We start from the raw sequence: 21,054 nt of genomic DNA, 5'->3' as shown, positions 1-21,054 counted from the left end.
ATAATCGATTGTGTAAAGGCGGTGGCGCGTACCTTGCAGGCCCATTCCCCCTGCTTGCTTATGCTGCTGAAAAACCTGCTGAGTGCCACGCTGCTGCTGGCCGCCACTGCTGCCACTGCCCAGAACCGGCACGAATACCTGCTCGATTCTAACTGGAAATTCTCAAAGGGCGACGTGCCGAACGCGGCCAAAACTGATTTTGCTGATGCCAAATGGCAGACGGTGAGCGTGCCGCATGATTGGGCCATTTCGGGACCGTTTAGTGGACAGAATGACCTGCAGGTCGTCAAGATTGAGCAGAATCAGGAGCAGAAGGCCACCCAGAAATCGGGGCGTACGGGCGGGCTGCCGTTCATCGGCACTGGCTGGTACCGGCGGAAGCTGGCAGTGCCAGGCTTCGGGCCGGGGCAGCGGGCGGTGCTGCTGTTTGATGGCGCAATGAGCAACGCGCACGTATTTGTGAATGGCAAGGAAGTCGGGTTCTGGCCGTATGGCTACAACTCGTTTTCGCTGGATATAACCTCGTTTCTGAAGCCCGGCGATGGCAACGTGCTGGCCGTGCGGCTCAACAATCAATCCGAAGCCTCGCGCTGGTACCCCGGCGCGGGCCTCTACCGCAACGTGCATCTGGTAGTGACCGACGACGTACACATTCCGGTGTGGGGCACCTACCTGACCACGCCCGAAATCACGGCAGAGCAGGCCAGAGTGAACCTGAAAACCACGGTGGAAACGCCCGGCGGCAAGCCGCAGCCGCTACGGCTCGACACGGAAATCCGCGACGCGGCGGGCAAGGTGGTGGCGACTACCAGCACGAACCTGACCGATGGCCTGACGTTCGAGCAGAACCTGACGGTGCCGCAACCGCGGCTGTGGTCGCCGGAAACGCCGGTACTCTACACGGCTTCCTCGAAGCTGTATGCGGGCAAGGTGCTGAAAGACGAATACAAGACCTCGTTTGGAATTCGCTCCTTCAAATTTGAAAAGGGCGTGGGCTTTTCGCTGAACGGGCAGCCGCGTAAGTTCAAGGGCGTATGCAACCACCACGATTTGGGCCCCCTGGGCGCGGCCATCAGCACGGCCGCATTGCGTCGGCAATTGACGCTGCTGAAGGATTTGGGCTGCGATGCTATTCGGACTTCGCACAACATGCCGGCGCCGGAGCTGGTGGCGCTGTGCGATGAGATGGGCCTGATGCTGATGGTGGAGTCGTTTGACGAGTGGAAAGCGCCGAAGGTTAAGAATGGCTACAGCCAGTATTTTGATGAGTGGGCCGAGAAGGATTTGGTTAACATGGTGCACCACTACCGCAATAATGCGTCGGTGATTATGTGGAGCATCGGCAACGAGGTGCCCGACCAGAGCAACGCTAACGGCCCCATCATCGCCAAGCGTTTGCAGGACATCGTGCACCGCGAAGACCCCACCCGCCCCGTGACCATGGGCCTCGACCGCTTCGACGACGATTTCAAGTACGGCATCGCAACGGTCCTCGACATTCCCGGCTTCAACTACAAGCCCCACCGCTACCCCGAGGCGCTGGGCAAGCTGCCGCAAGGCTTCCTGCTGGGCTCGGAAACGGCTTCGACGGTAAGCTCGCGGGAGGTGTACAAGTTTCCGGTGGAGAAGGCCAAGCAGAAGCAGTACCCAGATAACCAGTCATCGTCGTACGACCTGGAGGCTTGCGTGTGGTCGCAGACGCCGGACGAGGAATTTGCTGCGCAGGATGACATTCCGAATGTGATGGGCGAGTTTGTGTGGACGGGGTTCGACTACCTCGGCGAGCCTACGCCCTACGATGAGAAGTGGCCTTCGCACAGCTCCTACTTCGGCATTCTGGATTTGGCCGGCATGCCCAAGGACCGGTACTACCTATACCGCGCCCGCTGGAATACGGCCAAGCCGACGCTGCACATTTTGCCGCACTGGACCTGGCCCGGTCGTGAAGGCCAGACCACGCCGGTTTTTGCCTACACCAGCTACCCATCGGCCGAGCTGTTTGTGAACGGCCAAAGCCAGGGCCGTCAGACCAAAGGCCCCTCCGACCAGCCCCAATCGCGCTACCGCCTGATGTGGAAAGACGTGAAATACGCGCCCGGCAGCATCAAAGTAGTGGCCTACGATGCCCAAGGCAAAGCGGTAGCCACGGAAGAAGTGCGCACGGCCGGCGCCCCGCACCACATCAAGCTCGTAGCCGACCGCACGGCCCTCGCGGCCGATGGCAAGGACCTCGCCTTCATCACCGCCCGCGTAGAGGATGCGCAGGGCAACCTTTGCCCCGACGCGGCGCAGTCGCTCAGCTTCGCGGTGAGTGGCGCGGGCAGCTTCCGGGCCATCGGCAACGGCGACGCGACCAGCCTGGAACCGTTCCAGAAGCCGCAGATGCGGGTGTTTCAGGGGCAGTTGGTAGCCATTGTGCAAGCCAGCGACAAAGCCGGGGCGGTGCAGGTGAAAGCCTGCGGCACGGGGCTGCAAGGTGGTACCGTAACTCTGCAAACCAAAGCCGGCTCAGCGGGGAAATAGCCGGTAGTTGACTTACAAGGCCGTGCGCTGGCGCACGGCCTCAAACGCCAGCACGGCCCCGGCCACGCTCACGTTGAGTGAGTCGATGCGGCCCATCATGGGGATGATGATGGTGTCGTCGCAGGCGGCAAGGGCGGCAGGGGTCAGGCCGTCGGCTTCGGTGCCGAGGACCAAGGCCGTGGGCTGGCGGAAATCGCAGTCGAGGTAGGAATGCGCTTTGGGCGTGAGGGCAGCAGCGTAGCTGCGAATGCCTTTTTCGCGCAGGAAGGTGGTGATTTCGGCCATTGGCGCGGCGATTACGGGGACCGAGAACACGCAGCCGATGCTGGACCGGATGGTGTTGGGGTTGTAGAGGTCGGTGCGCGGGTCGCCGACGAGCACGGCGTCGACCGGGGCGGCGTCGGCGGTGCGCAGGATGGCGCCGAGGTTGCCGGGCTTCTCCACGGCTTCGAGCACGAGCAGGAGCGGATTGGCGGGCAGGCGCAGGTCGGCCAGGGTGCGGGCCGGGGTGCGGAGGACGGCCAGCAGGCCGTCGGAACCTTCGCGGTAGGCTACTTTTTCGAAGACGGGACGCGTGACCTCGAACCACTCCGGCGCGTCTTTTTTGCCAAAAAACAGGCTTCGCAGCTCCGTTTCGCCGGTTTCACCGGCTAGTTCGGGGCAGCTATAGATGGTAGCGACGGGCACACCCGCTTCCACCGCAATGGTGAGCTCGCGCAGGCCTTCGACCAGGGTCAGGCCCAGGGCGCGGCGCTCGGCCGATTTCTGCTGCAGCTTCAGGAGCTGCTTGATGCGCGGGTTTTGGGGGCTGCTGAGGCGGTCGGCGGGGGCAAAAGGCATGGGGCAAAGATACCGGCGCGGCTGCCGGCCCCAACCATCGCCCGGCCGGCCGCGTAGGGCGGCCGAGTACCTTCGCAACTGATGACCTTAAAAACCAACACCAAAATCATTGTGGGCTTTGCCCTGGCCGTGGGCGTGCTGCTGCTCACGGCAGCCGCCTCGTTCTGGAGCATCCGGGGCCTGAGCGTGCAAACCCGGAACGTGGAGCACACCTACCAGGTGCTGCAGGAGGCCGAAACCATTACGGCGGTGCTTAAGGATGCCCAGGCGGGCACGCGGGGCTACCTGCTCACCGGCGACACGGTGTATCTGCGGCCCTACAGCATGGCCACCGGCCAGCTGCCCGCCGCCCTGGAGCGCGTGCAGGCCCTGACGGTGGATAACCCCGTTCAACGTGCTCGGCTCGATTCGCTGCGCGACTTGGTGGAGCAGGAGTTCCGCATTCTGCGGCCCCTCACGGAGATAAAAAAGTCCATGAGCCAGTCGGCCATGCAAACGCTGCTCGACACCGACCGCCAGACCCTGCGCCAGGTGCGCATGCTGTACGCCCGCATTAAACGCAGTGAACTGGCCCTGCTGGCCCAGCGCAGCGCGTTGCAGGACGTTTTTGAAAAAGCCACGCCCATTGTGGTGCTCATTTCGGCGGTGCTGGCGGTGCTGATTGTGGTGTGGCTGGTGATAAAGATTGTGAAGGAACTGGAAGACAACCGCCGCCTGCAAAGCGAGCTGGCGGATGTGAATGCGCAGGTGAGCCGCCGCATTGCCCAGATTCGGGAGCTGGCCGAGCAGGTGGTGCAAGGCGACTACACCGTCAAAATAGCCGATGCGGCTGCAGACGACCTCGGCGGCCTGGCTGCGTCGCTCAACCGCATGACCCAGACGCTGGAAGGCAGCTTCAGCGCCCTCGAAAAGCGCAACCGCGAGCTCGACCAGTTTGCCTACGTTGCCTCTCACGATTTGAAAGCGCCGTTGCGCGGCGTGACCACCATTGTGAAGTGGATTGAGGACGAGCTGGCCGCCGAGCTCTCGCCCCAGCTTCGCACCTACCTCGACCAGATGAAGGGCCGCCTGGCGCGCCTCGAAGACCTGATAAATGGCCTGCTGGCCTACGCCCGCGTGGGCCGCACGGCCGCACAATCGCGCGAGACGGTGAGCGTGCAGCAGCTCTTGACCGAAGTGGCTGACCTCGTGGTGCCGCCCGATTTCACGCTGCGCATCGGCCCGGATATGCCCACCTTCGAAACCGACCGGCTGAGCCTGCAACAGGTGTTCACCAACCTGCTCTCAAACGCCGTGAAATACCACCAGCGCGGGGCCGGCCACCTCGAGGTGACGTGCCAGGACATTGGCCGCTGCTACGAGTTCCGGGTGCAGGACGACGGCCCGGGCATCGCCCCGGAGTATCACCAGAAGATTTTCCTGCTCTTCCAGACCCTGCGCGACCGGCACACGGCCGAAAGCACGGGCATCGGCCTGAGCATCGTGCAGAAAATAATTAACGAGCAGCAGGGCACTATTCGCGTCGAATCGGCCGTGGGGCAAGGGGCCGGTTTTATCTTTACGTGGCCGAAATAAACCCGGTCCTTACGGCCGGGTTTGACCGGTTTGGGCACCCTTTATAAATACCGGCTTTTTTATCGGGCACGCTACGCAGCCGGTCTTTCTATTGCTTACTTATTTTAGCTAACCACCTTTATGCGTTCTGTTTTACTAGTCGAAGACGATATTTTTGATACCATGACGGCGGAGAAGTCCTTTGCCAAATTCAACGTGCCGCACCAGCTGCATACGGCTTTCAACGGCGAGGAGGCGCTGGACCTGCTGCTGGGCCGCAACGGCGCGGAAGCCCTGCGCCCACTGCCCGAAGTCATCCTGCTCGACCTGAACATGCCCCGCATGAACGGGGTCGAATTCCTGACCGAGCTGCGCGCCAACCCCGAATTCCAGCATATTCCGGTGTTTATCACCACCACGTCCAGCATGGAGGAGGACCGCGCCCATGCCGAAACTCTGGGCGTGAGCGGCTACATTCTCAAGCCGCTGGATTTTGAAACCGGCACCGACCTGTCGGACAGCCTGAGCCTGCTGGAGAAGCTGCTGAAATAGCGCCAGCGGGCAGCCGGTTCACTTGCGCTTCACAATATAAGTGCGGAATTTACCGCCGTTTACCGACGTTCGATTTTCGCGGTCCGCCTGCTCGTTCGCGGGATTTGCGCGGGTTTCGGTATTATTGGCGGGACATGGGTACCTTGTTCGGCCTGTTGGTCTTAATAGCTGTCCTTCCGTATGAAAATTCCCGCTCTGTATCCGGCCCTGGTTCTGGTTTTGCTTGGGGGACGCCCGGCGCAGGCCCAGGACGATGCCCCCCGCCAGCTGGGCGCGCCGCCGGCTATGCCCGCGCCCGCCCGGCCCCGCCCCGCGCCCGCCCCGCGCCAGTTGGAAACCGTGCCCGTGGCCCCGGCCGACTCTTCCCACCGTGCGGCCGTAACAACGCCGCAGCCCAGCCCGATGGCTGCGCCCGCGCCCGTGTATGCCCCCACGCCGGCGGGCCAGCTACCGGGCAACAACGCGCGCCCCGCCCGCTTCCAGGTGGGCCTGAAAAACGGGATGGTTTACTCGGCCAACGACGTAGAAACGAAGAATCCGCTCTTCGGCCGCTCCTACCTGCTGCTGGATGGGCGGCAGAAGTTTGAGATGGCCGAAGTCGGGTTTTATGAGGATGAAACCGGCCACTACGTGCGCACCACGCTGCCCAATTCCTCGCGGGAAACCACGTTGCGCCGCGAAAAAACCGGGCGCATCAGCCTTTATTCCATCACCACTTCGCAGTACAGCTCGGGGCCGGGCGGCTTCGGCTACCCGGGCTATGGCTACGGCGGGTATGGCATGGGTTACGGCGGGTTTGGCGGCTACCCCTACGGCGGCTACCGCACCGTGAAAACCGAATATTTCTCCAAGGATAACGGCCCCATTCAAAACCTGACCACCAACAACCTGATGCTGGCCACCCGCGACAATGCCGGCGCGCAGGAATTACTCCTGGATTCGCGCCGGTACCAGCGCCTCACGCTGGGCAGCTACGTGGTGGGCGGCGGGCTGCTCGTGGCCGGGCTGTTCCAGTCGTTGCAGCCTAGCGATGGCCGGCCCGGGATTTCGCCGTTGGTTTATGCCGCCATTCCGGTGCTCATTGTGCCCATCGTGCTGCAAAGCAAGCAGGCCAACAACCAGCGCCAGGCCATCGCCTTGTATAACTCGACGCGCTAAAAAAACGGAAGACGGTTGTCATCCTCATCTGACGGGCGCGCAGCGAAGCGTAACGCTGCTCCGTCCTACCCCGTAGGCCAGGCATGAATACTGCCGCCACTCTCGAAGCCCAAACTGCTGATTTCGCCGCCCGCCAAGCCAAGGCTTTGCTAGTGCACGAGCGGCTTTGTGCCGAGTACGGGGCGCCGTTCCGCTTCTTTAGCACGAAAGACCCACTGAGCGAGCTGGTGAGCGCCCTGCTCTCGCACCGCACCAAAAACGCCGAATCGCACCGCGCCTACCAGGAGCTGCGCGCCACCTTTCCCACCTGGGAGGCCGTGCGCGACGCGCCCACCGAGGCCGTGCAGCACGCCATTCGGGCCTGCACCTGGCCCGAGCAGAAGGCCCCGCGCATTCAGGCGGTGCTGCGCGAAATCAGCCAGCGCTGCGGCACAGATGCCCCGTGCGCGCTGGATTTTCTGGCCGACATGCCCATTCCCGAAGCCCGCGCCTGGCTAGAAAGCATCAGCGGCGTGGGGCCGAAAACCAGCGCGGCCACCCTTCTCTTCAGCACCCTGCGCATCCCGGCCATGCCCGTAGACAGCCATCACCACCGCGTGGCCCAGCGCCTGGGCCTCATCGGGCCGAAGGTGGGCGAAGGCCCGGCCCACAAGCTGCTCGAAGCTCTGCTCCCGCCCGGCTGGGACGCCCAGCAGGTGTACGACCACCACGAGGCGCTCATGTTTCACGGGCAGAAGTGCTGTTACTTTTCATCGCCGGCCTGCGGGCGCTGCGTGGTGCTGGACCAGTGCCCGTTCGGGCAGGCGCGACTGGGCGGGAAGGCGGCCGGTTAATATGAGAACGTCAGTCGATACAACCCAATGATTCTGCACCTGCGGGCCAAGCCCAACGCCCGCGAAAACCATCTGCTCCGCGCTGCCGATGGCACGCTGACCGTGCGCCTAAAAGCGCCGTCCCAAGAAGGCCAGGCCAATGCCGTGCTGCTGGCATTTCTGGCCACGGTGTTTGCCGTGCCCAAAAGCCGCGTACTGCTGCTGAGCGGCCACACGGCCCCATTCAAAAAGCTCGAAATTGAGGGCGTGAGCGAGGAAGATGGCCAACGGGTGCTGGCCGCGCTGATTGGATAGACATCCGCAGTGTCGTCCCTATTTCCCGCGTTTCCAGCGGTAGTATTTGCGATACCAGGGCGAGGTTTTCTTGAACAGGCTGCTGGTTGATTCGTTCGGAAACATATTCACCCGAAACACCTGCATCCGGTCTTCCTCAATGGTCATTCCGCCCGTATCGGTGGCCACACCGAGGGCGAAACCGGCTTCGCGTACCGCCGTTTTCACGGCCTCGTTCAGGTCGCCGTAGGGGTAGGCGAAGCTCACAACCTCGGTTTGCAGGGCGGCTTCCAGCGCCGTTTTGCTGCGCTGGATTTCGGCGGCGGCTTCGGGCAGCGGCAGGGTGGTGAGGCGGGGGTGCGACATGGTGTGCGCGCCAATTTCCCAGCCGGCGGCCACGAAAGCGCGCTTCTGGGCCAGGTCCATTATTTCGGAGCGCGGCTCGTCGGGGTCGAAATCAGCATCCCATTGGTTGTAGCGGATATCGGAATTACCCAGCAGGTAGAGTACGCCCCGGTAGCCGTACTGCTGCATCATGGGCAGCAGGTTGGTGTAGTTGTCGGTGTAGCCATCGTCAAAAGTGAGGATGATAGCGCGGCGCGGGAATTCCCGCAGCGGTAACTCGCCGCTGGCGTATCTCAGGTAATCGGCAAAGGTGATGGGGGTTAATTTCTGCTGCTTGAAATAGGTCAGGTGCTTTTCAAAATTCTCCTTCGTGACGTAAATCTGGTGCTTGGTGGCCAGCGGCGCGTCGGGGATTTTGTGGTACATGAGCACCGGAATAAAGCCGGGCACCGCCTTCTGCATCCGCGCCGTCTGGTATACTTCCAGTACCCGCGCCGCCACGGTGGCCAGGCTGTAATGCGCCCGCACCAGCTGGCGCAACGCGAGCGGCACTGCCTGCGGCTGCCGCAGAAATGCCTGCGCATCGGCCCGCAGCGCAGCAAAATCGACTTCCGAAGGGCTTTGCCGGGCCGAGATATCGCCGAAATTGGAAGCCGCCGCCGAGGCAAAAGACGCTTCCGTGACGAGGCCCGCGTAGCTGGCTTCGCCCAGCGCCAGCACCGGCCGGCCCGCGCCCAGCGCCTCAATGGCCACCCGCCCTGCCCCAATTACCAGCGTGGTGCGGGCCAGCCAGCCGGGCACGTCGTTGGTGAAACCCACTACCTCAATCCGCTCACCAAACTCCGTTTGCAGCTGCGCAAGGGCCGTTTTTCCGGCAGTTGGCAGATGTTGCAGCTCCCCGCCGATGAGCGCCACCCGCAACGCCGGAAACTCGCGCAATAGCGCCGGAAACACTTGCACCAGCAGGGCCGCCGCCCGCTCCCCTTTGCCCCCGTTGAAGCGCCCGATGAAGGCTATTCTCAAGGCGGAATCCTCGCTTACTAATTCCTCTTTCCCAAAGGCTACCCCATTAGGGATGGCCACGATTTTGGCCGCCTGCATCTTCACTTCCGCGATGAGATGCTCGCGCAAATTCGCGCAAATGGCAATGACTTTGTCGCCATACACATCGAGCAGCGAGGTGGAGGCGTGCAGGTGCTGGCGGCCGTGCACGGTGCTCACCAGCGGCACCCGGAGGCCGCGCAGGGCAAAATAGCTCACCCAGCTGGCCGCCCGCGAGTGGCAGTGCACCACGTCAATCTGCTCTTTTTTAACCACCTGCCGGATGATGCGCGCATTGCGCAGCCGCTGCCGGTAGCTGCGGTTGCTGATGCTGGCCCACACCAGCGTGGCCCCGGTGGGCAGCTGGGCGGCATCGGCCACCATCCATACCTGGTGGCCCTGGGCGCGGTGGGTCTCGGCCAGCTGCACGGCATAGGCCACGGAGCCCGCAAAAAACTCAGCCGAAAGAACGTGGAGAATGCGCATGGGGCAAAGGTATTGCCGGACGCGGGGCTGGCGTTGCTATCCAAATTGTGTCGGACCGTCATGCAGAGCGCCGCGAAGCATCTTTACCACAATAGTAAAATCAATTACTGGTGGCGGGCAAGATGCTTCGCGGCGCTCTGCATGACGGCCTTTGTTCCTTTCAGCTCCGTGCGCGGCCGGCCACGTTGTCCATGTACTTTTGGCCGTTGCCGGTGTTCAGGAGGAGGATTTTCTCGTCGGGATTCAGCCAGCCGGTGGCCAGGAGCTGACGGGCGGCCGTCCAGACCGCGCCGCCTTCGGGAGCCACAAACAGGCCCTCCTGCTGGCCCAGGTCGCGCATGCCGGCCAGCATGCCTTCTTCGCTCACGCCCGCCACCGTGCCGTTCGATTCGTGGAGGACGCGCAGCATCATGGCTTCGCCCAGCGGGTGGGGCACGGCCAGGCCGTTGGCCAGCGTGGCACGGCCCTGATAGGCCTGGCAGTTGGGCTGGCGCCCCTCGTAGGTTTCGAGGAGCGGGCAGCAGTTTTCGGCCTGCACGGCCACCATGCGGGGCAATTTCACCTCGGGCGCGAGCCAGCCGAGCTGTTTCATTTCCTGAAACGCCTTCCAGATGCCGATGAGGCCGGTTCCGCCGCCGGCTGGGTAGAGCAGCACGTCGGGCAGCGTCCAATTCAGCTGTTCGGCAATTTCGTAGCCCATGGTTTTCTTGCCTTCGAGGCGGTAGGGCTCTTTCAGGGTCGAGATGTCGAGGAGGGCGCCGTCGGCGTTGCGCTGGCGCACGCGGGCGCCGCAGTCGCTGATGAGGCCGTCGACCAGTTCCACTTCAGCCCCGTACCAGAGGCATTCTTCCTGGAACGCCTGCGGCGTGTGGCGGGGCATCACCACCACGGCCCGCAGGCCGGCGCGGGCGCAGTAGGCCGCCATTGCCACGCCCGCATTGCCGGCCGTGGGGATGATGCAGCCGTCCACCCCCAGCTCTTTGGCCTTGGATACGGCCATGCTCAGGCCCCGCGCTTTGAAGGAGCCGGTGGGGTTCTGGCCTTCATCTTTCAGCAGCAGGTGGGCCAGCTCGTGGCGGGCAGCCAGGCGCGGCAGGCGCAGCAGCGGCGTGAGGCCCTCGCCGAGGGTCACTTTGTTTTCTTCGTGCAGCAGCGGCAGCAGCGCACCGTAGCGCCACATCGAGGCGTCGGCCTGGTCGATAACGGCGCGGCTTAGGGGCTCGCGCAGGTCGTAGTCGGCTACTAACGGTACGTTGCAACAGGCCGAAACCCGTTGCAGGTCGAAGGCAGAATATTCGGTCCCGCAGGCGGAGCAATGCAGCGCGGCGAGACGGGAAAGGGATTCGGAGGCAACCAGTTTCATGGGGCAAAGTACGGAATGGCTTGGCCCGTGGTATGCCGCAATGGGATAGGGATTTGGAATAGCCTATGCCCTGCCGGAATAGTAGCGCCGCGTGAATTGCAGGAAATCCTTGTAGGGCGCGTTGTTCTCGGTGCCCTTGCGCTGGATGAAATTGAACTCGCGCTTTAGGGGAAAATTATTGATTTTAACCTCCGAAAACTCCCCCGAAGCCAGCTCCTTCACCACCGCCTGCCGGGGCAGGAAAGCCAGGCAGGTATCGACGCGCACGAAGTTTTTGAGAGCCTCGGTGCCGCCCAGGCGCACGCGCACCGGCAGCGCGGCCAGCTTGATGCGATGCAGCGCCAGCGCTTCTTCGAGCACGGCCAGCGTGCCGGAGCCGTCCTCGCGCAGGGCCAGCGGCGTGGCGAGCAGGTCGTGCACTTCGAGGGTGCGTTTTTCGAGCGGGTTATTGGCGGCGCACACGGCCACTACGTCATCGGTGAGCAGCGGCGTGTAGGTCACGTTGCTCACTTTGTGAATGCCTTCGATGATGCCAAGCTCAATTTCGTGGTCGAGCAGAGCGCGCAGGATGTTGTCGGAATTGCGGTTTTTGAGGCTGAGCTGGCGGTTGGGGTGCAGGCGCAGGTAGGCCGATACCACCGGCGGCAGCACGTAGAGCGAAATGGTGGTGCTGGCCCCAATGAACAGGTGCTGGCTGGGCGCGAAATCCGGGCTCAGCTCGCTCATTTCCTGGTGCAATTCCTGCTGCAGCTGCTTGGCTTGCAATAGCTTTTGGTAAAGCTTGAGGCCGGCCGGGGTGAGCTGGATGCTGCTGCCCAGGCGCTCGAACAGGCCGGTTTTGTAGTGTTCCTCCAAGGCCTTCACCTGCTTGCTCACCGCCGACTGGCTGGTGAACAGCGCCTGGCTGGCCTTGGTGAAGCTCAGGCGCTGGGCCACTTCGAGAAAGACTTCGTGCGGGTGCGAAAGCATGGGACAAAGATGCACGCGCGGCTTTTAGGTTGTCTTAGCAATGGCCAATACGTGACTACACTACACCCAAACAATCATAAACAAAACCCTATATTCAACCCGTGAACTTCCCCTGCAAGCCCTTACTATTGCTTTCGCTGCTGAGTACGCTGGCCGGTTGTGCCCGCCGCCCGGCCGCCGCCTACCAGCCCCTGGCCGCGGCCACCACTGCTGCCCCGGAGGCGGCCCGGCTGCTGTTTCTCAGCTGCCGGCTCACGGCCACGCCCACCGGCACACGGCTGGAGGTGCTGCAAGCCAAGGCCGTGCCCGGCGACCTCAAAATCCCGGAAGCGGACGCCGACACGCCCGATTTCGTGCGCGTGCTTCAGCTCGATGGCCGGGGGCAGGTGCTGGCCCAGCTACGCGTGGCGCACCCGCTGCGCCGCAGCGTGGAGCACGTAGCCAACGACCACCGCACCTTCCAGCGCAGCGAGGTAGTGTTGCCCACGGCCGAGTTTTTTGTGCGGCTGGCCCTGCGTCCCACCACGGCCGCCATCCGCGTGGAGGAGGTGGTGGCAGGCACCACGACCAAGCTTTCCGAATTCCCCGTTCCCCCGAAATCCTAACCTAAGCCCATGAAAAAACTCGCTACTTTCTGGCTACTGCTGCTTTGCGTCGCACTGGCTATGCCCGGCCGGGCCCAGACTTTTCCGGTGGATACGCTGGTAAAAACCGGGCCGCTGGCCAAGCGCATCAACCTGGTATTTGTGCCCGACGGCTACCAGGCCAGCGAAATGGCGCTGTTTCGCACCCGGGCCACGGCGGTAATCAACAGCCTGTTTGGGCAGTCGCCGTTTCTGGAATATCGGCCTTATTTCAACGTGTTTGCCATTGAAGTGCCGTCGGCCCAAAGCGGCTCGATGCACCCGCGCACGGCCTCCGACTGCGGCACGACGGCCGCCTTCGCCGCTACAACTTACTTTAACAGCACGTTCGATTTCGGCGGGATTCACCGCCTGCTGGTACCGCAGGGCAGCGCGGCTGTGGGCACCGTGCTGGCCAATAATTTCCCGCGCTACGACCAGGTATTTGTGCTGGTGAACTCTACCGAGTACGGCGGCTCGGGCGGGGCGCTGGCCACGGCTTCAGCCAATACCAGCGCCACCGAAATCATGGTGCACGAAATCGGCCACTCGATGGCCGCGCTGGCCGATGAATACTGGGCCGGCTCCCAATACGCCCGCGAAGCCTTCAACATGACCCAAACCACCAACCCCGCCACCGTGCGCTGGGCCCCGTGGGTGGGCACCAGCGGCATCGGCATCTACCCCTACTCCACCGACCCCAGCTGGCAAAAGCCCCACCAGAACTGCAAGATGCAATTTCTGGGCGTGCCATTCTGCGCCGTATGCCGCGAGGCGTTCGTGGAGAAATTCCACACGCTGGTGTCGCCGCTGCAATCGTATTCGCCGGCCACGCTGGCCATCAACGCGCCCACACAAAACCTGTCGTTCGCCCTCACGCTGCTGCCGCCCACGCCCAACACCCTGCGCGTGACCTGGACCCGCGACGGCACCGTGTTTGCCCGCAACACCGCCACAGCCACCGCCACGCTGGCCCAGCTGCCAGTGGGCACCCACGTGGTGCGCGCCACGGTGGTCGACACCACGGCCCTCACGCGCCGCGCCACCCACCTCACCCAGCACACCTACACCGTGGACTGGACCATCAACCGCACTAACACCGGCGTGAGCATGGCCTCGGCCAGCGCCGAGTACATGGTTGAAACCTACCCCAACCCCGTGGGCGATGTCCTGAACCTGAGCTACACCCTGCCCCGCCCCGCGCCCGTGGCCTTCACGGTGCTCGACGCGGCCGGGCGCGTGGTGAAAACCATTCGCTACGGCCGCCAGGCCCCCGGCCGCTACCAGTACGCGCTGCGGCCCGAGGAACTGAACCTGCGCGCCGCCGGGGTTTACACCCTGCTCATTGACGTGGATGGCATTGTGCTGAACCGCCAGCTGGTGAAGGAATAACTCAACTTTGCGACCAATAGAAAGGCCCGGGGCAATGATGCCCCGGGCCTTTTGCGTTTAACGATTCCTATCCTGGCTACTCAGCCGCCGCTGAAACGCAGCCAGAAACAGCCCGGCATGGTAACCATCGCCGAGGCCGTGGTGCAGGTTGACCGATACGGGCATCTGTTGGGTATCGCCTTCGCCGAAAACCTGTCCGAAGGAGATTTTGGGGCAGCTGTCCGGGTGCGAGAAGCTGCGGGCGTGCGAGAGCGCCGTGAAGCGCACCCACGGCAGGGCCGAGCAATGCACCACGTCGGGCCGGGCGGTGGCGTCGCTCAGGCGCAGGCCGGTACTGGCCTGCACGGCCGCAATTTCGACTTCGGCGGCGGCAATGAACCCGGCTAGGGTGTCGCTCTGCTCGATGAAGGAGAAGGCAAACGTGTGGTCGGCCCGGCCGAGGGTGGCGGAGGCGTGAATGCGGTCGTAGAGGTAAACCTGGCCGTTTTCGATGCGGTAGCGGAAGGCTTCTACTTCGTTGGCGGCTTCGAGGGCGTGGTAGAGGTAGTAAAGAAAAAACGACACGCCCAGTCGCTTGGCTTCGGCCTGGGCGGTGGTGCAATCCACGTTGGCAGTGAGGCCGAAGAAGGGCTCTTCAAAAGCCGAGAAGAAGGCAAAATGCTCGCGGCGGGGCCAAGTTTCGAGGTCAATCAAGTGCTTCATGGCGGGCAAAGGTCGGTAGCTTTGCGGCGTCAATCCCTACATTATGCCCACGCAAACCTTCATCGCCTTCGACGCCGACGACACCCTCTGGCCCAATCAGCCGCATTTCGACTACGTCGAAGCGCAGCTGCTGCAGATTCTGGCGCCGTACGCCGATACGGACACCATAAATGCGCGGCTGTACGACGTGCAGCGGGCTAATATGCAGCTGTTCGGCTACGGGGCCAAGTCGTTTATGCTCTCGATGATTGAAACCACGATTCAGCTTTCCGGCGGCGCGGTGGTGGGCAGCGAAATCCAGCGGATTCTGGATTTGGGCAAGGACTTGCTGCGCTTCGCCATCGAGCCGCTGCCTGACGTGGTGGACGTACTGACCGAACTGAAGGAGCGTGGCCACAAGCTCATTCTCCTAACCAAAGGTGACCTGTTCGACCAGGAAAGCAAAATAGCCCGCTCCGGCCTGGGCGACTTTTTCGACTACGTTGAAATAGTGAGCGAGAAGGATGAGCCTACTTACCGCCGCCTTTTCGCCCGCCTTGGCGCCACGCCCGAGAACTTCGTGATGATTGGCAACTCGCTGAAATCGGATATACTGCCGGTGGCAAAGCTGGGATTCCCGGCCATTCACGTCCCCTACCACGCCAACTGGATTCACGAGTACGTGCCCGCCGAGCTGCTGGCGGAAGTGGAGTTTCGGGCGGTGGAGCGGATGCGGGAGGTGCTGGAACTGGTGAGGTAACGAGGCCTCACCCCGGCCGCGCCAGCTCATAAAATATCACGATTAATACATCGTTACTCCGCCCAACGCTGGCGCTTTTCTGCTACCTTCCGGCCACAATTCCACACCCCTCCCCATGCTGGCCCGTTACCGCTTTTTGCCCCTGCTGCTTGTGCTGCTGGCGGCTTCGTCGTGCTCGAAAAAAACCGCCCGGGAACAAGCCGCCGAAACGGCCCAGACCGACGGCGACGAAATCGACCCGTACTCCAACCTGGTGTTCACCTTCGATGAAAAGGTGGTGGACGAGGCCCGGCAGAACCGCTGGGATACCACGCGCTACGTCACGTTCTCGCCCAATATCCGCGGCAAGTTTAAGTGGACCGGCGACCGGGAACTGACGTTTTCGCCGCTGGAGCCCTTCCGACCCAGCACCGTTTTTTCGGCCAGTCTGCGGCCCGAGACGCTGCCCAGCGACAAGCAGAAGCTGGCCCTGAATCGGCCCAAGTTCCACACGCCGTATTTGAATATGGCCGCGCCGCAGGTGTTTTATGGCAGCTCGAAGCGGGCGGCGGGCACGGCGGAACTGCGCGCTAACCTGGTTTTTAACTACCCCGTGCGGCCTACTGATGTGAAGGCACGCCTGAAGGTGTCGCAGGGCGGCAAGCCCGTGGCGGTGGAAGTGAACTCGGCCGAGCCGGATGCCCTGGTGGCCGTGACTTTCATGCAGGACGTGCAGCCGGGCATGCCCGTGCAGATTGACATCGCGCCCGGCCTGCGCCCGGCGGCTGGCACCAAGCCGACCGACAAAGTCCTCACCGCCCAGGCTGAAATCCCCGACCAAAGCATGCTGGAAGTGCGCGAGCTCACCGGCTCGCTGCTCAACGGCCAGCCAGTGGTTACGCTGCTGCTCAACCAGCCCGTGAGCGCCGCCGACGTGCAGCCGAATTTGAAAGTGACGCCCGCAGTGGCGTTTTCGGTGGAGGCGCTGGAAAGCGGCTTTGCGCTGCGCGGCGGGTTTGAGGTGGGCAAAACTTACCAGGTTTCGCTGGCGGCGGGCACGCGCGGGCTGCTAGGCGGCACGCTGGGCGAGGCGTTTACGCAGGCGGTTTCCTTTGGGGACGAGCGGCCGAGTCTGAGCTTTACGAGCAGCGATAAGGCCATGTACCTCGATGCGCTGGGTAACCGGAACCTGGGCCTGCGCATCAACGAAGTGGCCAAGGTGAAGGTGACCATTGCCAAGGTGTACGCCAACAACATTCAGCAACTGCTGCGCGGCGAAAAGCAGTACGGCTACCCCGAATACGACGAGGACGAGCCCCGCGAATCGAACACCGACGAAAACGGCGACTACATCGACCGCAGCTTTCAGTACTACGACACCGAGAACATCGGCAACGTGCTGTCGGAGCGCACCATTTCGGTGGATGGACTGCCCAAGGAGGGCGGTTTGCGCCTGCTCAATCTCAACCTGAAAGACCTCGAATTTCAGGGGCCGATGAAGGGCCTGTACGTCATTCGGGTGCAGGATACGGAGCGGCAGTGGTTGCAAGTGAGCAAGCTGGTGGCCGTGACGGACCTAGGCCTCATCGTGAAGCAGGGCGCTACCGGCGGCACCACGGTTTTCGCCAATTCCATCCGCACGGCTGAGCCGTTGAGCGGTGTGACGGTGAACCTCGTGAGCTCGAACAACCAGGTGATTGGTACGACCACCACGGACAAATCCGGCGTAGCACAGTTCGACTCGGCGGCGAGCATGAAACGCTTCACGCTGGGCATGATTACGGCCACCAAGGACGCCGACTTTTCCTTTCTGGATTTGACCAAAAGCCGGGTCGAAACCTCGCGCTTTGAGGTGGGCGGGCTGACCTCGAACGCGGCGCATTACCAGGCGTTTTTGTACGGCGACCGCAATCTGTACCGCCCCGGCGACACGGTGCGGACCAACACCGTCATCCGCACCGAGGACTGGAAAACGCCAGCCGCCGGCCTGCCCCTGAAAATCCGCCTGCTGCTGCCCAGCGGCAAGGAATACAGCAGCTTGCAGCAGAAACTGAGCGCGGCGGGCAGCTTCGAAAGCCGCTTCATTCTGCCGCCCACCATCATGACGGGCCTCTACACGATGGAGGTGCTGACCGGCAACGACGTGCTGCTGACCTCGCGCCAAATCAGCGTCGAAGAATTCATCCCCGACCGCATGAAGGTGACCGTGACGGCCGCCCCCAAAGTCCTCAAGCCGGGCCAGGACGTGACGGCCAGCATTACGGCCGTGAACCTGTTTGGCCCGCCGGCCGCCGACCGCAAGTTTGAGGTTGAATTCTCGCTGAAGCAGAAGGCGTTTTCGGCCCCGAAATACCCCGATTACAATTTCACCATCAACAGCGGCGAGCGGCGCCGCAGCACCAACGACGACGGCGAGGAAGCCAGCGAAAGCGCCCTCACCTCGCGCTTCGAGAAAACCGTGCGCGAAGGCACCACCGACGCCGCCGGCCTGGGCACCGCCACCTATTCCGTGCCCGATTACCGCGACCTCGGCACGCTGGAAGGCGTGGCCTTCGCCACGGTGTTCGACGAAACCGGCCGGCCCGTGAACCGCCTCGCCACCTTCGACGTGCAGACGCAGGCCACCATGTTCGGCATCGGCAACCTACCCGACCTCATCAGCACCAAACAGGCCCTCACCGTGAAGCTGCTGGCCCTCACGCCCGCCGGCAAGCCCACCTCGGCCCCGGCCGAAATCAAGGTGGTGCGCAAGCTCTGGGAAACCGTGCTGGAGCGCCAGGGCGGCCGCTACGTGTACAATTCGCAGCAGCGCGACCAGACCATTTTGAGCCAAAGCCGCACCGTGGGGGCCGAAACCAGCTTCAGCTTCACGCCGATTTACTCGGGCGAATACGAGGTGCGCATCAGCCGGCCGGGCGCCACAAGCTACGTCACGCAGCAGTTTTACGCCTACGGCTACGGCGATACGCAGGCCAATTCCTTCGAGGTGAACAACGAGGGCGAGGTGACCATTGAGGCCGATAAGCCCAAATACGAGCCCGGCGAAACGGCCAACCTGCTGCTGAAATCGCCCTTCGCCGGCCGCATTCTGGTGACGGTGGAGCGGGCCAACGTGCTCGACCATTTCTACGTGAGCACCGACGGCAAGGCAGCCGAGGTCAAAATCCCCATCAAAGCCGAGCACGTGCCCAACGTGTACGTGACGGCCACCGCCGTGCGCGCCCACACCGCCCAGGACCGCCTGCCCCTCACCGTGGCCCGCGGCTTCCTGCCGCTCACCGTCGAGAAGGCCGATTCGCGCCTCGCCGTAGCCATTGCTGCGCCCGCCGCCAGCCGCTCCCAGACCTGGCAAACCGTGGAAATCACGACCGTGCCCCGCGCCCAGCTCACCCTGGCCGTGGTAGACGAGGGCATTCTCCAGCTCAAAAACTACCAGACGCCCGACCCGCACGCCTACTTCTACCAGAAGCGCGCCCTCGAAGTGTCGGCCTTCGACGTGTACCCCTTCCTGCTGCCCGAGCTCGGCACCAGCAGCAGCGGCGGCGACGCGGCCGACATGCGCAACCGCACCAACCCCGTGCCCAACCGCCGCGTGAAACTGGTCTCGAAATGGAGCGGCGTCCTCACCGCCGACGGCGACGGCAAAGTGCGCTACCGGGTGCGCGTGCCGCAGTTCAGCGGGGCGCTGCGCATCATGGCCGTGGCCTACAAAGACGATGCCTTCGGCTCGGCCGAATTCACGATGAAGGTGGCCGACCCGGTGGTGATTTCCACAGCGCTGCCAAGATTCGCTAGCCCCGGAGACACGATTGACGTGCCGGTGACGCTGACGAATACGACAGGGGCATCTATACCTATCAAAATCAACACTGTCATCAGCGGTGATTTAACTCAACTTTATCCGCAAGGGGAAATAGTTACACCGCACTTGATGCACGTGCCAGCTAATGGGGAAAATAGATACACTTTCCGGTTAAAAGTGGGCCAAACGATAGGCAATTCATCCGTAAAAATTACGGCAGAGAAAGTACCAGAAATGAAGTTGCTTTCTACCGAAACCATCGAACTCCCCATCCGCCCCGCCGCTTCGCTCGAAAAGCGCACCGGCAGCGGCGTGATTGCCGGCGGGGCCACGCTCCCGCTCAACCTGAAAACCGATTTCCTGCCCACCTCGCTCAGCAGTAGGCTGGTCGTGAGCCGCTCGCCGCTCACGGAGTTCAGCAAGGATTTGCGCTACCTGCTGCAATACCCCTACGGCTGCCTGGAGCAAACCGTATCGGCCGCCTTCCCGCAACTATACTACGCCGATTTGGCGGCCACTTTGCAGCAGAAAACCGGGGCCGCTGCCAAGGCCCAGCGCTACAACCCGAACTACCACGTGCAGGAAGCCATCCGCAAGATTGAGGCGATGCAGCTCTACAATGGCAGCGTGAGCTACTGGCCGGGCGGCGATTACGACAACTGGTGGGCCACCGCCTACGCCGCCCATTTCCTGCAGGAAGCCCAGCAGGCCGGCTTCGCGGTGAATAAATCCGTCCTCGACAAGGTACTGAAATACCTGGCCTTCCGCCTCAAAAAGCGCGAAACCGAGCCTTACCAGTACTTCGACGTCAGCAACATCGCCCGCCAGCGCACGATAGCCAGCAAGGAAATCGCCTACTCGCTCTACGTCCTCGCCCTGGCCGGCCGCCAAGACCCCGTGGCCATGAACTACTACCGCGCCAACCGCCCCCTGCTCACCGAAGACTCCCGGTTCCTGCTCGCCTGCACCCAGAGCCTGCTCGGCAACCAGCGCGCCTTCCGCGAGCTGCTGCCCACCAAATTCGGCAGCGAGCAAGCGGCCCGCCGCGCCCTCGACGGCTCGTTCTACTCTCCCATCCGCGACGAAGGCCTCGTGCTCAACGCCCTCGTCAGCACCGACCCCAATAACCCGCAAATCCCCGGCATCGCCCGCCAGCTCAGCCGCCAGATGAAGCAGGCCTACTGGCTCAGCACCCAGGAAAGCGCCTTCGCCCTGCTCGCCCTCGGCAAAATAGCCCGCCAGAACGCCCGTAGCACCGCCACCGCCAGCCTCACCATCGACGGCAAGCCAGCCGGGAATTTCGACGGCAAAGACCTGACCCTGCGCAACGTGGCCAACCGTAACGTGAGCATCCGCACCACCGGCACGGGCAGCCTCTACTACTTCTGGGAAACCGAGGGCATCTCGGTCAGCGGCCAGGTGAGGGAGGAAGATTCCTACCTGAAAGTGCGCCGCCAGTTCCTGAACCGCGACGGCGCAGCGCTGGGCTCTCCCACCTTCCGCCAGAACGATTTGGTGGTGGTCAAAATCACCATCGAAGCCGGCGATGCAGCCGGCGAAATCAAAAACGTAGCCATCACAGATTTGCTTCCGGCGGGACTGGAAATCGAGAACCCCCGCATCGGCGCATTGCGCGAACTGGCCTGGGCCAAGGATGCGTCAACGCCCGATTATCTGGACGTGCGCGACGACCGAATCAATCTGTTCACCACCGCCACTGGCAAGCCGAAGCACTTTTACTACCTCTGCCGCGCTGTTTCGAAGGGCACCTTCAAGCTGGGGCCGGTGAATGCGGATGCGATGTACAACGCGGACTACCACAGCTACAATGGAGCCGGTGTGGTGCGGGTGCGGTGATTGTGCGGGCGGGCACCTCGCCC

Annotated in this window: 15 protein-coding genes; 10 read left to right on the top strand and 5 right to left on the bottom strand. The window is 62.9% G+C overall.

The genetic code is table 11. From position 1 onward, the window contains the following. Window positions 1-60: 60 nt before the first annotated feature. Window positions 61-2,523, top strand: coding sequence for a beta-galactosidase GalB (galB, locus tag ACYU7Q_RS13905; RefSeq protein ID WP_460610043.1), 2,463 nt, complete (start codon window positions 61-63; stop codon window positions 2,521-2,523). Window positions 2,524-2,535: 12 nt separating this feature from the next. Here the strand turns inward: galB and ACYU7Q_RS13900 are convergent, their stop codons facing one another. Continuing rightward, window positions 2,536-3,363: a TrmH family RNA methyltransferase gene (locus ACYU7Q_RS13900; RefSeq protein ID WP_460610042.1), complete on the bottom strand. Its 828-nt coding sequence runs from the start codon at window positions 3,361-3,363 to the stop codon at window positions 2,536-2,538. Window positions 3,364-3,444: 81 nt separating this feature from the next. Here ACYU7Q_RS13900 and ACYU7Q_RS13895 point away from each other — a divergent pair, with 81 nt between their 5' ends. From ACYU7Q_RS13895 to ACYU7Q_RS13875, 5 genes are all read left to right on the top strand, one after another. Continuing rightward, window positions 3,445-4,938 carry a sensor histidine kinase gene (locus tag ACYU7Q_RS13895; RefSeq protein ID WP_460610041.1) on the top strand — a complete coding sequence of 498 codons (1,494 nt, stop codon included), beginning with the start codon at window positions 3,445-3,447 and terminating at the stop codon, window positions 4,936-4,938. Between the two features lie 120 nt (window positions 4,939-5,058). Beyond that, a complete protein-coding gene (locus tag ACYU7Q_RS13890; RefSeq protein WP_460610040.1) occupies window positions 5,059-5,469 on the top strand; it encodes a response regulator in 411 nt (136 codons plus the stop codon). A 180-nt stretch (window positions 5,470-5,649) separates the two neighbouring features. Continuing rightward, window positions 5,650-6,627, top strand: a complete 978-nt coding sequence (locus tag ACYU7Q_RS13885; protein WP_460610039.1) for a hypothetical protein — start codon at window positions 5,650-5,652, stop codon at window positions 6,625-6,627. 83 nt (window positions 6,628-6,710) lie between these two features. Next, the gene (locus ACYU7Q_RS13880; RefSeq protein WP_460610038.1) at window positions 6,711-7,460 is read left to right on the top strand and encodes an endonuclease III domain-containing protein; all 750 of its coding nucleotides are present in this window, start codon (window positions 6,711-6,713) and stop codon (window positions 7,458-7,460) included. 27 nt (window positions 7,461-7,487) lie between these two features. Then, window positions 7,488-7,754, top strand: a complete 267-nt coding sequence (locus ACYU7Q_RS13875; protein WP_460610037.1) for a DUF167 domain-containing protein — start codon at window positions 7,488-7,490, stop codon at window positions 7,752-7,754. Between the two features lie 18 nt (window positions 7,755-7,772). On the opposite strand, the gene ACYU7Q_RS13870 is transcribed toward ACYU7Q_RS13875, so the two are convergent. From ACYU7Q_RS13870 to ACYU7Q_RS13860, 3 genes are all read right to left on the bottom strand, one after another. Beyond that, window positions 7,773-9,605, bottom strand: a complete 1,833-nt coding sequence (locus ACYU7Q_RS13870) for a polysaccharide deacetylase family protein (RefSeq protein ID WP_460610036.1) — start codon at window positions 9,603-9,605, stop codon at window positions 7,773-7,775. A gap of 160 nt (window positions 9,606-9,765) precedes the next feature. Continuing rightward, on the bottom strand, window positions 9,766-10,968 hold the full coding sequence (locus ACYU7Q_RS13865; RefSeq protein ID WP_460610035.1) for a PALP domain-containing protein: 1,203 nt from the start codon (window positions 10,966-10,968) through the stop codon (window positions 9,766-9,768). Between the two features lie 63 nt (window positions 10,969-11,031). After that, window positions 11,032-11,937 (bottom strand): LysR family transcriptional regulator, encoded by a 906-nt coding sequence (locus ACYU7Q_RS13860; protein WP_460610034.1) that lies wholly within the window; start codon window positions 11,935-11,937, stop codon window positions 11,032-11,034. 101 nt (window positions 11,938-12,038) lie between these two features. Between ACYU7Q_RS13860 and ACYU7Q_RS13855 the strand changes: the two genes are divergently transcribed. Together ACYU7Q_RS13855 and ACYU7Q_RS13850 are read left to right on the top strand one after the other, a co-directional pair. Then, window positions 12,039-12,542 (top strand): hypothetical protein, encoded by a 504-nt coding sequence (locus ACYU7Q_RS13855; protein ID WP_460610033.1) that lies wholly within the window; start codon window positions 12,039-12,041, stop codon window positions 12,540-12,542. Window positions 12,543-12,551: 9 nt separating this feature from the next. Beyond that, window positions 12,552-13,952: a M64 family metallopeptidase gene (locus ACYU7Q_RS13850; RefSeq protein ID WP_460610032.1), complete on the top strand. Its 1,401-nt coding sequence runs from the start codon at window positions 12,552-12,554 to the stop codon at window positions 13,950-13,952. A gap of 57 nt (window positions 13,953-14,009) precedes the next feature. Here the strand turns inward: ACYU7Q_RS13850 and ACYU7Q_RS13845 are convergent, their stop codons facing one another. Then, window positions 14,010-14,654: a CatA-like O-acetyltransferase gene (locus ACYU7Q_RS13845; RefSeq protein WP_460610031.1), complete on the bottom strand. Its 645-nt coding sequence runs from the start codon at window positions 14,652-14,654 to the stop codon at window positions 14,010-14,012. Window positions 14,655-14,697: 43 nt separating this feature from the next. Here ACYU7Q_RS13845 and ACYU7Q_RS13840 point away from each other — a divergent pair, with 43 nt between their 5' ends. Beyond that, window positions 14,698-15,393: an HAD family hydrolase gene (locus tag ACYU7Q_RS13840; protein ID WP_460610030.1), complete on the top strand. Its 696-nt coding sequence runs from the start codon at window positions 14,698-14,700 to the stop codon at window positions 15,391-15,393. Between the two features lie 115 nt (window positions 15,394-15,508). Continuing rightward, window positions 15,509-21,031, top strand: a complete 5,523-nt coding sequence (locus ACYU7Q_RS13835) for an alpha-2-macroglobulin family protein (protein ID WP_460610029.1) — start codon at window positions 15,509-15,511, stop codon at window positions 21,029-21,031. The last annotated feature ends 23 nt before the right edge of the window (window positions 21,032-21,054 follow it).

This window comes from Hymenobacter terrigena (assembly GCF_054776515.1).
The sequence above is the reverse complement of the archived record's forward strand: the minus strand, read 5'-3'. Positions and strand labels throughout refer to the sequence as shown.